Annotated in this window: 13 protein-coding genes; 8 read left to right on the top strand and 5 right to left on the bottom strand. The window is 68.1% G+C overall.

The genetic code is table 11. The annotated features are described in order from the left end of the window. Positions 1 to 209: 209 nt before the first annotated feature. Genes glyQ through DIE23_RS13840 form a run of 5 tightly spaced genes read left to right on the top strand, consistent with a single transcriptional unit; the run spans position 210 to position 5,676 of the window. Positions 210 to 1,214, top strand: a complete 1,005-nt coding sequence (gene glyQ / locus DIE23_RS13860) for a glycine--tRNA ligase subunit alpha (protein ID WP_124612633.1) — start codon at positions 210 to 212, stop codon at positions 1,212 to 1,214. A gap of 22 nt (positions 1,215 to 1,236) precedes the next feature. Continuing rightward, positions 1,237 to 3,336 (top strand): glycine--tRNA ligase subunit beta, encoded by a 2,100-nt coding sequence (glyS, locus tag DIE23_RS13855; protein ID WP_124612632.1) that lies wholly within the window; start codon positions 1,237 to 1,239, stop codon positions 3,334 to 3,336. A gap of 10 nt (positions 3,337 to 3,346) precedes the next feature. Next, entirely contained in the window at positions 3,347 to 3,910 is a 564-nt protein-coding gene (gene gmhB / locus DIE23_RS13850; protein ID WP_124612631.1) for a D-glycero-beta-D-manno-heptose 1,7-bisphosphate 7-phosphatase, read from the top strand. A 43-nt stretch (positions 3,911 to 3,953) separates the two neighbouring features. Next, positions 3,954 to 4,718: a 1-acyl-sn-glycerol-3-phosphate acyltransferase gene (locus tag DIE23_RS13845; RefSeq protein ID WP_124612630.1), complete on the top strand. Its 765-nt coding sequence runs from the start codon at positions 3,954 to 3,956 to the stop codon at positions 4,716 to 4,718. Between the two features lie 46 nt (positions 4,719 to 4,764). Continuing rightward, positions 4,765 to 5,676: a M48 family metallopeptidase gene (locus DIE23_RS13840; RefSeq protein ID WP_124612629.1), complete on the top strand. Its 912-nt coding sequence runs from the start codon at positions 4,765 to 4,767 to the stop codon at positions 5,674 to 5,676. 107 nt (positions 5,677 to 5,783) lie between these two features. On the opposite strand, the gene gloA is transcribed toward DIE23_RS13840, so the two are convergent. Then, positions 5,784 to 6,173, bottom strand: coding sequence for a lactoylglutathione lyase (gene gloA, locus DIE23_RS13835; RefSeq protein ID WP_124604941.1), 390 nt, complete (start codon positions 6,171 to 6,173; stop codon positions 5,784 to 5,786). A 369-nt stretch (positions 6,174 to 6,542) separates the two neighbouring features. Here gloA and DIE23_RS13830 point away from each other — a divergent pair, with 369 nt between their 5' ends. Then, a complete protein-coding gene (locus DIE23_RS13830; protein ID WP_124612628.1) occupies positions 6,543 to 7,478 on the top strand; it encodes a DMT family transporter in 936 nt (311 codons plus the stop codon). Positions 7,479 to 7,609: 131 nt separating this feature from the next. Here DIE23_RS13830 and rsmA read toward each other — a convergent pair whose 3' ends face one another. The 4 genes from rsmA to DIE23_RS13810 are packed head-to-tail and all read right to left on the bottom strand — an operon-like array spanning position 7,610 to position 13,267. Then, complete coding sequence (gene rsmA, locus DIE23_RS13825; protein WP_124612627.1) at positions 7,610 to 8,440, bottom strand: 16S rRNA (adenine(1518)-N(6)/adenine(1519)-N(6))-dimethyltransferase RsmA; 831 nt, start codon at positions 8,438 to 8,440, stop codon at positions 7,610 to 7,612. Positions 8,441 to 8,495: 55 nt separating this feature from the next. Next, positions 8,496 to 9,485, bottom strand: coding sequence for a 4-hydroxythreonine-4-phosphate dehydrogenase PdxA (gene pdxA, locus DIE23_RS13820; RefSeq protein WP_124612626.1), 990 nt, complete (start codon positions 9,483 to 9,485; stop codon positions 8,496 to 8,498). 11 nt (positions 9,486 to 9,496) lie between these two features. Continuing rightward, positions 9,497 to 10,855 carry a peptidylprolyl isomerase gene (locus DIE23_RS13815; RefSeq protein WP_124612625.1) on the bottom strand — a complete coding sequence of 453 codons (1,359 nt, stop codon included), beginning with the start codon at positions 10,853 to 10,855 and terminating at the stop codon, positions 9,497 to 9,499. 51 nt (positions 10,856 to 10,906) lie between these two features. Continuing rightward, a complete protein-coding gene (locus tag DIE23_RS13810) occupies positions 10,907 to 13,267 on the bottom strand; it encodes an LPS-assembly protein LptD (protein ID WP_124612624.1) in 2,361 nt (786 codons plus the stop codon). Between the two features lie 223 nt (positions 13,268 to 13,490). Between DIE23_RS13810 and DIE23_RS13805 the strand changes: the two genes are divergently transcribed. After that, the gene (locus DIE23_RS13805) at positions 13,491 to 14,540 is read left to right on the top strand and encodes an aminoglycoside phosphotransferase family protein (RefSeq protein ID WP_124612623.1); all 1,050 of its coding nucleotides are present in this window, start codon (positions 13,491 to 13,493) and stop codon (positions 14,538 to 14,540) included. A gap of 22 nt (positions 14,541 to 14,562) precedes the next feature. Further along, on the top strand, positions 14,563 to 15,285 hold the full coding sequence (murU, locus tag DIE23_RS13800) for an N-acetylmuramate alpha-1-phosphate uridylyltransferase MurU (protein ID WP_124612622.1): 723 nt from the start codon (positions 14,563 to 14,565) through the stop codon (positions 15,283 to 15,285). Positions 15,286 to 15,294: the final 9 nt, after the last annotated feature.

Below are 15,294 nucleotides of genomic sequence, written 5' to 3'. Positions count from 1 at the left end.
ACGCCGGCAACCCTTGCACAGACTGCGTACGGCTCGCCCGGAACACCGCCGACGGCCCCTTCGTCCGCGTTCCGGCCGCATCCGGTCGCCGATCCGGTAAAATTGCATGTTTCAGCACACTAACAAGCCGCGCCGCCGCGCGAGCCGACCCTCCGGGCCCCGCCCGGAGCGCCGCCCGCAACGGAGCGCCAGCGCCACGAAGGCTCTTCATGCTTACGTTTCAGCAAATCATCCTGACGCTGCAGTCCTACTGGGACAAGCAGGGTTGCGCTCTGCTCCAGCCCATCGACATGGAAGTCGGCGCGGGCACGTCGCACGTCCACACGTTCCTGCGCGCGGTCGGCCCCGAGCCGTGGCGCGCCGCCTACGTGCAGCCGTCGCGCCGCCCGAAGGACGGCCGCTACGGCGAGAACCCGAACCGCCTGCAGCATTACTACCAGTACCAGGTCGTACTCAAGCCGGCGCCGGAAAACATCCTCGACCTCTACCTCGGCTCGCTGGAAGCGCTCGGCTTCGACCTGAAGCAGAACGACGTGCGCTTCGTCGAGGACGACTGGGAGAACCCGACGCTCGGCGCGTGGGGCCTCGGCTGGGAAGTGTGGCTGAACGGGATGGAAGTCACGCAGTTCACGTATTTCCAGGAAGTCGGCGGCCTCGAATGCAAGCCCGTGCTCGGCGAGATCACCTACGGCCTCGAGCGCCTCGCGATGTACCTGCAGAAGGTCGAGAACGTATACGACCTGGTATGGACCGAGTGGGAGGAGCACGGCCCGAACGGCCCCGAACTGCGCCGCCTGTCGTACGGCGACGTCTACCACCAGAACGAGGTCGAGCAGTCGACCTACAACTTCGAGCACGCGAACGTCGACCTGCTGTTCACGTTCTTCAACAGCTACGAAGCGGAAGCGAAGAAGATGATCGACGCGCAGCTCGCGCTGCCCGCGTACGAACTCGTGCTGAAGGCCGGCCACACGTTCAACCTGCTCGACGCGCGCGGCGCGATCTCGGTGACCGAGCGTGCGGCGTACATTGGCCGCATCCGCGCGCTGTCGCGTCTCGTCGCGCAGGCTTACTACGACTCGCGCGAGAAGCTCGGCTTCCCGATGCTCGGCAACCCGCCGGGCGTGCCGGGCCTCACCACCGACGCCCAGGACGCCGCCCAGCCGGCATGGGTACCGCCGCTCAAGGTCGAACGCAAGATCGATCAGGACTGACGAGACGAGATTTATTCCAGACATGACGCACAATCATCCCGCCCCCCTGCTCGTCGAACTGCTGACCGAAGAGCTGCCGCCGAAGGCCCTCGCGCGCCTCGGCGACGCATTCGCCGAAGGTCTCGCGCAACGCCTCGCGGCCCGCGACCTCGTCGAAGGCGAACTCGTATTCGAACGCTACGCCACGCCGCGCCGCCTCGCGGTCGTCGTGCAGAACGTGCGCGCCGTCGCGCCTGAAAAGCAGGTCCGCGAAAAGGTCCTGCCCGTGTCGGTCGCACTCGACGCTGACGGCAAGCCGACCGCCCCGCTCGCGAAGAAGCTCGCGGCGCTCGGCCATCCGAACCTGTCGATCGCCGATCTCGAGCGCGCACAGGACGGCAAGGCCGAAGCGTTCTTCGTCAACTATTCGGCTGCCGGCGCGACGCTCGCCGACGGGCTGCAGGCCGCGCTCGACGAAGCGCTCGCGAAGCTGCCGATCCCGAAGTTCATGACCTACCAGCGCCCGGACGGCTCCGACGTCAAGTTCGTGCGCCCGGTGCACCGCCTGACGGTGCTGCACGACGATCGCATCGTGCCCGTCACCGCATTCGGCGTCGATGCCGGCGACACCACGCTCGGCCACCGCTTCCTGTCCGACGGCCTCGTCGCGATCCAGCATGCGCGCGCGTATGCCGACACGCTGCGCGACAAGGGCCGCGTGATCGCGCACTTCGCCGATCGCCGCGAAACGATCCGCACGCAGCTGAACGAACACGCGAACGGCGACACGGTCGTGATGCCCGAATCGCTGCTCGACGAAGTGACGTCGCTGGTCGAATGGCCGGTCGTCTATCCGTGCCGCTTCGAGGACGAATTCCTGCAGGTTCCGCAGGAATGCCTGATCCTCACGATGCAGACGAACCAGAAGTACTTCGCGCTGACCGACATCGGCGGCAAGCTGCGCTCGCGCTTCCTGATCGTGTCGAACATCGAGACGAAGACGCCGGACGAGATCGTCGAAGGCAACGAGCGCGTCGTGCGCCCGCGCCTCGCCGACGCGAAGTTCTTCTTCGAGCAGGACAAGAAGAAGCCGCTCGCCGACCGCGTGCCGCTGCTCGCGAACGTCGTGTATCACAACAAGCTCGGTTCGGCGCTCGCGCGCGTCGAGCGCCTCGAGGCGCTGGCCGGCGAGATCGCGCCCGCGATCGGCGCCGACGCCGCGCACGCGAAGCGTGCCGCGCGCCTCGCGAAGGCCGACCTGCTGACCGACATGGTCGGCGAGTTCCCGGAACTGCAGGGCACGATGGGCACCTACTACGCGCGCCACGACGGCGAAGCCGACGACGTCGCGCTCGCCTGCGCCGAGCACTACCAGCCGCGCTTCTCCGGCGACGCGCTGCCGACCACGCCGGTGTCCACCGCCGTCGCGCTCGCCGACAAGCTCGAGACGATCGTCGGCATCTGGGGCATCGGCCTCGCGCCGACCGGCGAGAAGGATCCGTTCGCGCTGCGCCGTCACGCGCTCGGCGTGCTGCGCCTGCTGCTCGAGAAACAGCTGCCGCTCGATCTCATGTCGCTGCTGCGCACGGCCCATGCGCGCTTCGAAGGCGTGCCGGGCGTCGCCGAATCGACCGACGCGATCTTCGCGTTCTTCATGGACCGCCTGCGCGGCCTCCTGCGCGAACGCGGCTACTCGGCCGGCGAAGTCGACGCGGTGCTGAGCCTGAACCCGACGCGCGTCGACGATCTCGTCGCGCGCCTCGACGCGGTGCGCGAATTCACGCGCCTCGCGGAAGCCGAAGCGCTCGCGGCCGCGAACAAGCGGATCTCGAACATCCTGAAGAAGTCGGAAGGCGGCGCGAACGGCGCGGTGCAGCCGACGCTGCTCGTCGAGGCCGCCGAAAAGGCGCTGCACGAACAGCTCGCGGCCGTGACGCCGCACGTGCAGTCGCAGCTCGAGGCACGTGCGTACACGGGCGCGCTGTCGGCGCTCGCCGCGCTGCGCGCGCCGGTCGACACGTTCTTCAACGACGTGATGGTCAATGCCGAGGATCCCGCGCTGCGCGCGAACCGTCTCGCGCTGCTGTCCGCGCTGCATCAGCAGATGAACTGCGTCGCCGACATCTCGAAGCTCGCCGCATAAGGGCCGAACGATGCCGACCAGCGCCAACCGCAAGCTCGTCGTCCTCGACCGGGACGGCGTGATCAACGTCGATTCGGACGCGTTCATCAAGACGCCCGACGAGTGGATCGCGCTGCCCGGCAGCCTCGAGGCGATCGCACGACTCAACCACGCGGGCTATCGCGTGGTCGTCGCGACCAACCAGTCCGGCATCGGTCGCGGGCTGTTCGACATGGCCACGCTCAACGCGATGCACCTGAAGATGCATCGCGCGGCGGCCGCGGTCGGCGCACGCATCGACGCGGTGTTCTTCTGCCCGCATACGTCGGAAGACCACTGCGACTGCCGCAAGCCGAAACCCGGCATGATGCAGATGATCGCCGAGCGCTTCGAGATCGATCCCGGTCACACGCCGGCCGTCGGCGATTCGCTGCGCGACCTGCAGGCCGGCGTCGCGGTCGGCTTCCAGCCGCACCTCGTGCTGACCGGCAAGGGCAAGAAGACGCTCGCCGCGGGCAACTTGCCGGACGGCACGAAGGTCCATGACGACCTGCGCGCGTTCGCGCTCGACTTCCTTTCACACGAACACGAGTGATGCGGCCGCCGCGCGCATCCTCCCTACTGTCAGACCCACGCCGATGCGCTTCGTCCGCTCCCTGCTGCTGCTGATCTACTTCATCCTGTACACGGTGCCGTACGCCATCGCGTGCTTCATCGCGTTCCCGTTCATGCGTCCCGACGCGCGCTACTGGATGGCGGCCGGCTGGTGCAAGTCGACGCTGTGGGTCGTGCGCTGGCTGAACGGCATCCGCTACCGGATCGAAGGGATGGAAAACCTGCCCGACGGTCCGGCCGTGCTGCTGTCCAAGCACCAGTCCGCGTGGGAGACGCTCGCGTTTCCGGCGCTGATGCCGAAGCCGCTCTGCTACGTGTTCAAGCGCGAGCTGCTGTACGTGCCGTTCTTCGGCTGGGCGCTCGGGCTGCTGCACATGGTCAACATCAACCGCAAGGAAGGCAAGAACGCATTCGTGTCGGTGATCCGCCAGGGCAAGAAGCGCCTGTCGGAAGGCGCGTGGATGATCATGTTCCCGGAAGGCACGCGCACGCCGGTCGGCAAGCAGGGCAAGTACAAGACCGGCGGCGCGCGCTTCGCGATCGAAACCGGCACGCCGGTCGTGCCGATCGCGCACAATGCAGGTCGTGTGTGGCCGCGCAATTCGTTCACGAAATTCCCGGGCGTCGTCACCGTGTCGATCGGCAAGCCGATTCCCGTCGACGGGAAGACGCCCGACGTATTGAACTCGCAGGTTGAAGCATGGATCGAAGCGGAAATGCGCCGCATCGATCCCGATGCGTATCGCCAGCCGGGCAATGCCGGCACGCGCGATGCCGCGCGCGTCTGAATCACCCGGATTGCAGCCGTTGCGTACGACGAAACGAAGCGAACTGATGAAAAAGCGTCCGCGGCCACGGCCTGCCGTCGTAGCCCTCGATCATCGCCAGATGGACCTGCCGCTCTTCGACGGGCCGGCAGCGGCATCGCCGGCACCGTCGGCGCCCGCCGCACCGCCCACGCCGCCTGAAGCGGCGGCGGCTCCCGCAACGCCTGCGGCCCCGCTCGATCCGGGCCCCGCGCCGGATCGCTCCCGCGTCCGCACCTTCGCACTCGACAGCCGCGTGCTCGAGTATCGGTTGAAGCGCTCCGCGCGCCGCACGATCGGCTTCACGATCGACGGCAGCGGGCTGTCGATCACCGCGCCGCGCTGGGTCACGCTCGCCGACATCGAAGCGGCGATCGCCGAAAAGCAGCGCTGGATCTTCGCGAAGCTCGCGGAGTGGAAGACCCGCACCGAGCAGCGCGCGCTGCCGCAGATCGACTGGCGCGACGGCGCGCAACTTCCGTATCTCGGCAAGACGATCACGATCGCGCTCGGCGCGGGCGCCGTCACATTCGACGGCGACGCACTGCGGCTGTCGCTGCCGCTGCCCGCACTGGCCGACACACAGCAGATCAAGGATCGCGTGCAGGGCTGGCTGCAGGGCGAAGCAAGGCGGATCTTCGGCGAACGCCTCGTCGTCTACGCGGAAAGGCTCGGCGTCACGTATTCGATGTATGCGCTGTCGTCGGCCGCGACGCGTTGGGGCAGCTGCTCGAGCGACGGCAAGATCCGGCTGAACTGGCGGCTGATCCATTTCCCGATGTCGATCATCGACTACGTCGTCGCGCACGAGCTGTCGCACCTGCGCGAAATGAACCACAGCCCGGCCTTCTGGCAGACCGTCGAATCGATCTTCCCGGAATTCCGCGAAGCGCGGCACACGCTCAAGCATCACCCGCCCGAGCTGCTGCCGTCGCTGTAACGCGATCAGTCGCACCGACATGCAAACGGGCGATGCGGATCCCTCCGCATCGCCCGTTTTCGTTGCCCGCGACACACATCGTGCGCCGCGCGCCGCTCATCCCGCGCTCAGCGCGCCTTCTTCTGGATGAACTCGATCTTGTAGCCGTCCGGATCCTCGACGAATGCGATCACGGTCGTGCCGTGCTTCATCGGACCCGCTTCGCGGGTCACCTTGCCGCCTTGCGCCTTGATCCTGTCGCAGGCCGCGTACGCGTCGTCGACTTCCACCGCCAGGTGGCCGAAGCCGTTGCCGAGATCGTAGGACGGCGTATCCCAGTTATGGGTCAGCTCGATCACGGTGCCCGTGCTTTCCGCTTCATAGCCGACGAACGCGAGCGTGAACTTGCCTTCCGGATAATCCTCGCGACGCAGCAGCTTCATGCCGAGCAATTCGGTGTAGAACTTGATCGAGCGGTCGAGATCGCCGACTCGCAACATCGTATGCAGCAAACGCATGTGTTGTACTCCTGTGGGGACTTTCCAGAACCGGAAATTCTACCGGAGTCGGGTGAATCCCGCCGTCGGCGCCCCGGCCGCCACCAGCCGCCACCAGCCGGTACCGAGCCTCTGCGCCATGCGCCCGACGCCCGTGCACCAGTGGAAACCACCTCGTGCAACGCGCCCCGCCGCGCCGGCCGATCGGGTAACATCCTCCCACCTCGCACCAAAAGCGGGCATGTCGCCCGCCGCCGGAACGCGACCACCACCCCATTCAGCCACACTGCCTGCCGTGCGAAACCGCCGATTCGAGCGTGCCGGACCCGCCGTCCGTCCGCCGCTGCACATGTCCCTGCCCGCTTCCCGCCGCACCGGCGAGGTCCGCCGATGACCGCGCTCGCCGGCACGCCCGCGCGCCGCGCGCTCGACACGCGCGCCATCGGCGTGATGCTGCTGCTGTGCGCGATCTGGGGCTTCCAGCAGGTCGCGATCAAGAGCACGAACGCGGCGATCCCGCCGATGTTCCAGGCCGGGCTGCGCTCGGTGATCGCCGCGCTCCTGCTGTGGGGCTGGGCCCGCTCGCGCGGCACGCCGCTGTTCCGCGCGGACGGCACGCTCGGCGCGGGCATCGCGGCCGGTGCGCTGTTCGCCGGCGAGTTCATCTGCGTGTTCTTCGGGCTGACGCTGACGAGCGCGTCGCACATGGCGATCTTCCTGTACACGGCACCGTGCTTCACGGCGCTCGGCCTGCACCTGTTCGCGCCGGGCGAACGGCTGCAGCGCGTCCAGTGGGCCGGCGTCGGCCTCGCATTCGCCGGCATCGCGCTCGCGTTCGCGGACGGCTTCCTGAAGCCGCGCGCGCCCGGCGCATCGGTGCTGGCGGGGCTGGCCGGCGACGCGCTCGGCATCCTCGGCGGCGCGATGTGGGCCGCGACGACGGTCGTCGTGCGCTCGACGTCGCTCGCGCGGGCCAGCGCGAGCAAGACGCTGTTCTACCAGCTCGCGGTGTCGGCCGTCTTGCTGGTCGCGCTCGCCGCGCTGCTCGGCCAGATGTCGTTCGCGCAGGTCACGCCGATCTCGCTCGCGAGCCTCGCGTACCAGTCGGTGATCGTCGCGTTCGTCAGCTATCTGTCGTGGTTCTGGCTGCTGACGCGCTACAGCGCGTCGCGGCTGTCGGTGTTCACGTTCCTGTCGCCGCTGTTCGGCGTCGCGTTCGGCGTGCTGCTGCTCGGCGAATCGGTCGGCTGGCGCTTCATGTCGGCGGCCGCGCTGGTGCTGACCGGGATCGCGCTCGTCAACGCGCCGCCGCGCCGGCGCGCGTAACGCCGCGCGGCCGCGGTCCGGCATCGACGACAACGGTCGGGGAAAATAAAAAGGCTGTCCATCAGGACAGCCTCGTGAACCTCGAGCCGGCACGTGCCGCGCGTTGGCAGCATGTTGCCCGTGAGTTCCCGCTACTCAGCGGCCTTGCGCGCCGTCGCCAGCGCCTGCGCGACGCCGACATATTCGGCCACGCTCACATCCTCCGCGCGTCGCGCGAGATCGAAGCCGAGCCCGTCGAAATCGATCGTCTCGCGGTAGTCGCCGAGCGTATTGCGCAGCATCTTGCGGCGCTGCGAGAACGCGGCCGTGACGACTTCGCCGAGCAGCACGGGATCGACGTCCGGCAGTTCGTGCGGCTCGTACGGAATCATCCGGACGATCGCCGAATCGACCTTCGGCGGCGGCTGGAACGATTCCGGCGGCACGTCGAGCATCTTGTCCATCACGTAGCGGTACTGCAGCATCACCGACAGCCGCGAGAACGCCTTCGTGCCCGGCTCCGCGACCATCCGTTCGACGACTTCGTTCTGCAGCATGAAATGTTGGTCGATGACCACGTCGGCGAACGTCATCAGGTGAAACAGCAGCGGGCTGGAAATGTTGTACGGCAGGTTGCCGACGATCCGCAGCGACGGCTTGTCGCCGGGCGCCGCGAGCGAGCGGAAGTCGAACGCGAGCGCGTCGCCCGCGTGCAGTTCCAGCAGTGCGCCGAAGCGCTGCTGCAGGCGCCCGATCAGGTCGCGGTCGAGTTCGACCGCATGCAGCGGCGACTCGGGCGTCGCGAGACGCGCGATCAGCGGCTCGGTCAGCGCGCCGAGGCCGGGGCCGATCTCGACCATCCGCTGGCCGCGCGCGGGACCGATCGTCGCGACGATCGAGTCGATCACGCCGTGATCGACGAGGAAGTTCTGCCCGAAGCGCTTGCGCGCGAAGTGGCCTTGGTGCTGTCTGCTGTTCGACATCGACTGAGAAAAACGAAAAATACGACGAATGAGGTCAGGCTCGGGCCCGTGCGCGTCAGGACGCGCGGCGATGGCGTGCCATCGTGACCGCCGTGTCGAGCGCGGCGACCATGCTGCCCGGATCCGCGCGGCCCGTGCCGGCCAGATCCAGCGCGGTGCCGTGGTCGACCGACGTGCGGATGATCGGCAGCCCGAGCGTGACGTTGATGCCCTCGCCGAAGGTCGCATACTTCAGCACGGGCAGGCCCTGATCGTGGAACATCGCGAGCACGCAATCGGCATCCTCGAGATAGCGCGGCTGGAACAGCGTGTCGGCCGGATACGGGCCGCGCGCGTCGATGCCCTGCGCTTGCGCGCGCGCGAGCGCCGGCGAGATCACGTCGATCTCCTCGCGCCCGAGATAGCCGTTCTCGCCCGCGTGCGGGTTCAGCCCCGTCACGAGGATGCGCGGCGCGGCGAGACCGAAGTCGCGCCGCAGGTCGCGATCGACGATCGCCAGCGTCTCGACGAGCCCGTCGATCGTCAGCGCGGCCGGCACATCCTTCAGCGGCAGGTGCGTGGTCGCGAGCGCGACGCGCAGCGGCCGCTCGCCCGTGCCCGCCAGCATCATCACGACACGCGCCGTGTGCGTGCGTTCCGCCAGGTATTCGGTATGGCCGGTAAACGGCACGCCGGCATCGTTGATCGTGCTCTTCTGCAACGGTGCGGTGACGATCGCGTCGAACCGGCCCGTCGCCGCGCCGTCGATCGCGGCATCGAGCAGCCCGAGCACATAGCGGCCGTTGGCCGCGTCGAGCTTGCCCGCCTGCGCGGGCACGGCAAGCGGATGATGCTCGACCGACACCGGCCCGCCGCCGGCGAGCACCGCACGGTCGGCACCGACGGCCGCCGCGCGCGCGTCGAGCAGCGCGGCGTCGCCGAGCACGGTGAAATGCGCGCCGGGCCAGCGCCGCGCGGCATCCTGCAACGCCTGCACGGTCAGTTCCGGGCCGACACCCGCGGGTTCGCCGGTCGTGATCGCGATCTGCAGCGCGGATGCCGTCATGTGAAGCTCGCTCAGTTCGCCGGGCCGACGCCGCCGATCTTATACTGCACGTACGACGAATCGCGCAGTTCGCGCAGCCAGTCGGCGTACGCCTGCTCGGCCTTGCGCTGGCCGATCGCCTGGCGCGCGATATCCATCTGCTGCTGCACCGAGCCTTCCGCCTCGCGGCGCTCCATCACCTGGATCAGGTGGTAGCCGTACTCGGTACGAATCGGCTGACTGATCTGGCCGTCCTGCAGGTTGTTCATCGCGCGCTCGAATTCCGGCACGGTCTCGCCCGGGCTGATCCAGCCCAGATCGCCGCCCTGCGACGCCGAACCGTCCTGCGAGTAGGTGCGCGCGAACTTCGCGAAATCGCCACCGGCCTCGACCTGCTTGCGGATGTCCTGCAGCTGTTGGCGTGCCTGCCCTTCCGACTTGCCTTCGCCGACGCGCAACAGGATGTGGCGCACGTGCGTCTGGACGATCTTCGGTGCCGCGGCGGTCGCGCCCTGGCTCTGGCGACGTTCGACGAGACGCACGATCTCGAAGCCGTCCGGCACGCGGACCAGCGTCGGATTGACCTGGCCGGGGCGGAGCTTCGACGCGGCTTCGACGACGTCGGCCGGCAGCGCGCTCGGCGACTTGAAGCCGAGGTCGCCGCCCTTCTTCGCGTCGTTCGCTTCCGAATTGTTCTTCGCGAGCTTCTCGAAATCGGCGCCCGACGTGGCCTGTTGCAGCAGCGCTTCGGCCTTCTTCTGCGCGGCTTCGATGTCGGCCTGCGGCGCGTTGGTCGGTGCCTTGATGAAGATGTGCTGGAAGCGCAGATCCTGCTGCTGCGATGCATTCGGCCCGCGCTGGCTCGCGATGTAGTTCGCGACCTCGGCGTCCGACACGGTGATCTTGCCGTCGACCTCGCGCTCGCGCAGCTTCGACAGCATCAGCTCGGTTCGGGCATCGCTCGTGAACACGCTCCAGGGCACGCCTTGCGCCACGATCCGCGCGCGGTATTGCTCGAGCGTCATCCCGTTCGCCTGCGCGAGGCGCTGCAGCGTGGACTGCACGGTCGCGTCGTCGATGCGGATCCCGTCGTCCTTGGCCTTCTGCACCTGGATGCGTTCGAGCACCATCTGGTTCAGCACCTGCGCGCGCAGCTGGTCGGCCGGCGGCACGGGGGCGTTCTGCTGCTGCAGCCGGCGCGAGATCAGGCCGACGCGCTGGTCGAGTTCGCGGCCCGTGATCACGTCGTTGTTGACGACCGCGACGACTTCGTCGGTGAGCTGCGCGCCTTGCGAACCGAGCGCCTGCGCCGCGGCCGGCGCAGCCGCGAGCAGCGCGGCGGACGCGGCGAGGCTGGACACCACTGCCGCGAAACGAAGGGTTTTCTTCATTGCCACTGATACTCCATTGAAATCGTGCTGACCGGTGCAGACAAGCCGGCGTTACTCGTAGTTGCTGAAGCGGGACATCGGCGGCGGCGCGGACGGCAGCGCCGTGTAGCCCGGCACCCCGGCGCGGAAGGCGGCAACGAGGCCGTTGTCGACGCTCGACAGCCCCTTCAACGTCAGCTGCATCATGAAGCGCGTCGACGAGTTCTGCTGCCCCGACGTGTTCACGCCGTTCGCGTAGCGCTGGACACCGACCCCGAGCGCCCAGCAATCCGCGTCGTATTGTAAGCCGAGCAGACCGTCGACGATCCGGTCGGCGGCCAGGTCGTAGTTGAAGCGGCCGATCGCATACAGGCGGCGCGTGAGCGGCCATTGCGCGGACACCAGGAACTGGTTGATCGGCTGGTTGTCGAGCGTCGTGTTCGCACGCGTATAGCGGTAGCCGACGTTGATCACGCGGCGCTCGCCCGGACTGAACCCGAAACCGATGCTCGACTTCACGAGCTGGTTGTTGTTCTGGTTGTACTGGAACGCCGTCTCCGACATGAAGCCCGACCCGAGCTTCAGTGCCGCGCCGACGATCAGGTCCGAGTGGCGCGCCTGCACGGCGGACTGCCCCGAGTTCAGCCGCACGCGCTGATCGGCGAAATAGTACTGCTGCGCGACCACGAAGCGCGCACGCTCGTCGCCGGTGCGCGGATCGATGAAGCGCGACGTGAGGCCGGCCGTGATCCGGTTCGCGTCCGCGATCCGGTCGTTGCCGACGAACGTGTTCGGCTGGTAGATCTCCGCGAGGCCGAAGTCCGATTCCGCGGTGTCGAACAGCGGCGCGTTCGACTGGTCGCGATACGGCGTGTACACGTAGTACAGGCGCGGCTCGAGGGTCTGGATGAAGTCCTGGCCGAACAGGCGCACCGAGCGATCGAAGATCAGGCCCGTGTCGAAGGTCACGGTCGGGATCGACTCGGTGAAGCGCTTCGGGCTGTTCGGCGTGCTCGACGACAGGTGGTTCAGGTCGTACGACGCGAAGTGGTACTGGACCTTCGGCACGACGAAGTAGCCGGGGCCGTACACGCCGTACGCGATGTACGGATTGAAGACGATCCGGTCGCCTTCGGTCGCGTCGGCGGTCGTGATGCGGAACCGCGAATAGTCGGCTTCCGCGCCGAAGTCGAAGCCGCCGACGTTGTACTTCGTGTACTTCACGTTCAACTGCGGCTCGCGGCTGTACGGCGCGATCGACGGCGGCAGCGTCTGCCAGTGCTGGTAGCGCGCGAGCACCGACCACGGGCCGTTGTTGTACGTGAGGCCGGCTTCCTGCTGGTACAGCGTCTGCGTCCCGTTGATGAACTGGTTCATCGACCCAAGGTCTTCGGGATACGTGTTGTCCGAGACCTTGTTGAAATAGACGTAGCCGCCGAAACCGCCGCCGAAGTTCTGCTGGTGCTGCCAGTAGATCGCGTAGCGGTCGCGGTGCGCGAGCCGGTCATCCGGCAGGTAATTGGCCGTAAACGTGCCCGAATACGTCGGCGACAGATAGCGGAACGTCGCTTCGGTCTGCACGCCACGCCGCGAGATGATGCGCGGCGTGATCGTCAGGTCGCGGTTCGGCGCGATGTTGAAGTAGTACGGCAGCGTCAGCTCGAACCCGTTGTTCGAGTTGATCGAGAAGGTTGGCGGCAGCAGGCCGCTGCGCCGCTCACCCGACAGCGGGAACGTCATCCACGGGCTCGCGAAGATCGGCACGCCCTGGAAGAACAGCACGCCGTTGCGCGCGGTGCCTTCGTCGGCACCCGTATCGAAGTCGAAGCGGCTGCCCTTGATGTACCACGCGGGGTTCGTCGAGCACTGGCACGCGGTATAGGTGCCGTTGACGAACACCGAGCGCTCGCTGTCGAGCAGGTCGACGCGCTCCGCGCTGCCGGACCCGCCCGTCACGTTGAAGTGGTACTTCGGCGCCGTCATGAAGCCCTGGTTCGCCTCGACCTTCAGATGCGCCTCGGGGCCTGCGAACGACGTGCCGCCGTTGACCACCTTGACCTGGCCGTACGCGTCGGCCATGTCGGTATCCTGATCGTAGTGGATCGCGTCGGCCTTCACGACCGCGTCGCCGCGGCGCAACTCGGCCGAGCCCTTCGCGGCGAGGTCCTGGTCGGCCGTGCCGCTCGTGTGGTCGGCGATCACGAAGGTGGCCGGCTTCGCGCCGTCCTTCAGCGGATGATCCTCGAGCTGCGGGGCGAGACGCAGGTCCCACGGCGAGTCGAGCGGCTGCGGCTGCGCGGCCGCGCCCGACAGCTGCGCGTACGACACGGCCGGCACGAGGCCGGGCACGGCCAGGAGCGCGAGCGCGAGCCGCCGTTTGCGCGGCGCCCCGTCACCGGGGAAGACATTCGGGAATAGCGGTTTGGGCGGCATCTATCGTTTGGCGAATCGCCCCTTGTCAACCACACCTGCACGGCACATTCGCGCGCGGCGGGCCGCGCCGTCGCACCGCGACTGCGGCTGAGCGCAAACCGGGGAGGCGATCGGGCGGACGGCGCGACAGGCGGCAGGCCTGCACGGCGGAAGCTGACGCGGGGCGCGTCAAAAAAGTCGTGGGGTATTATATGGCAAGACGTTCCCCCCTCCGCCGAGTTTCATGACGCCCCCATCCGCCGCATCCCAGCCCGACGCCCGCCTCGAAGCCCTGACCGCGTGGCTGCGCCCGCTCGCCGAGCGCTTCGCCCTCGACCTGTCGACCCTCGCGCCCGCGTCGTCGGACGCCAGTTTCCGCCGCTATTTCCGCGTCGCGTCGGCCACGAGCCCCGGCGGCTCGCTGGTCGCGGTCGACGCGCCGCCGCCCGAGAAGTGCCGCGAATTCGTCCAGGTCGCGCAGCTGCTCGCCGCGGCGGGCAACCACGTGCCGGACGTGCTGGCCCACGATTTCGACGCGGGCTTCATGCTCGTGACCGACCTCGGCCGCACGTCGTACATCTCGGTTCTCGATCCGGCCGACCCGGTCGCGGCGCGCCCGCTGATGCGCGACGCGCTCGACGCGCTGATCCGCTTCCAGCTGAGCTCGAAGCCCGACGTGCTGCCGCCGTTCGACGAGGCGTTCCTGCGCCGCGAGATGGAGCTGCTGCCCGAATGGTTCGTCGGCCGGCATCTCGGCAAGCCCGTCACCGATGCGATGCGCGGCACGCTCGACCGCACCTTCGCGCTGCTGGTCGCGAGCGCCCATGCGCAGCCGCAGGGCTTCATGCTGCGCGATTTCATGCCGCGCAACCTGATGGTCTGCGAGCCGAACCCCGCCGTGCTCGATTTCCAGGACGCCGTGTACGGCCCGCTGACGTACGACGTCGTGTCGCTGCTGCGCGACGCGTTCATCAGCTGGGACGAGGAGTTCGAGCTCGACTGCTTCGCGTACTACTGGGAAAAGGCGAAGAAGGCCGGCCTGCCGGTCGATCCGGACTTCGGCGAGTTCTACCGCCAGCTCGAATGGATGGGGCTGCAGCGCCACATCAAGATTCTCGGCCTGTTCGCGCGCATCAACTACCGCGACGGCAAGCCGCATTACCTGAACGACCTGCCGCGCTTCCTGACCTACGCGCGCAAGGTTGCGCTGCGCTACCGCCCGCTCGTGCCGTTCGCGAAGCTGCTCGACGAGCTCGAGGGCAAGGGCGCGGCCGACGTCGGCTATACGTTCTGACCGCCCTCACATTCAGCCGAACATGAGCACTACCCTGACCACGGCGATGATCTTCGCCGCCGGCCGCGGCGAACGGATGCGCCCGCTGACCGACAACCGTCCGAAACCGCTGCTCGAAGCCGGCGGCAAGCCGCTGATCGTCTGGCAGATCGAGGCGCTCGCCCGCGCGGGCATCGAAACGATCGTGATCAACCACGCGTGGCTCGGCGACCAGCTCGAGGCGGCGCTCGGCGACGGCTCGCGCTGGGGCGTGCGGCTCGCGTATTCGGCCGAAGGCGAAGCGCTGGAAACCGCCGGCGGGATCGCGGTGGCGCTGCCGCTGCTCGAGCGCGACGGCCGGCCGACGGTGTTCGCGGCGGTCGCGGGCGACGTGTACTGCGCATTCGACTACCGGACGCTCGCCGCGCGTGCCGAGCAGTTGGCCGCGCTGGATGCGCCCGCGATGCATCTCGTGATGGTGCCGAACCCGCCGTTCCATCCGGACGGCGATTTCGTGCTCCGCGACGACGGCCGGCTGGCACTCGCCGGCGCGCCGCGCGTCACGTTCGGCAGCATCGGCGTGTACGACACGCGGATGTTCCGCGATATCGTGCCCGGCACGCACCGGCCGCTCTCGCCCTACTTCAAGGCGACCATCGAGGCCGGCCGCGCGAGCGGCGAATTGTATGAAGGTATCTGGGAGAACGTCGGCACGCCCGCGCAGCTCGGCGAGCTCGACGCGCGGCTGCGCGCCGCCGCGCGCTGATCGTTACGC

The organism is Burkholderia sp. Bp9143, from assembly GCF_003853645.1.
GTDB lineage: Bacteria > Pseudomonadota > Gammaproteobacteria > Burkholderiales > Burkholderiaceae > Burkholderia.
The sequence above is the reverse complement of the archived record's forward strand: the minus strand, read 5'-3'. Positions and strand labels throughout refer to the sequence as shown.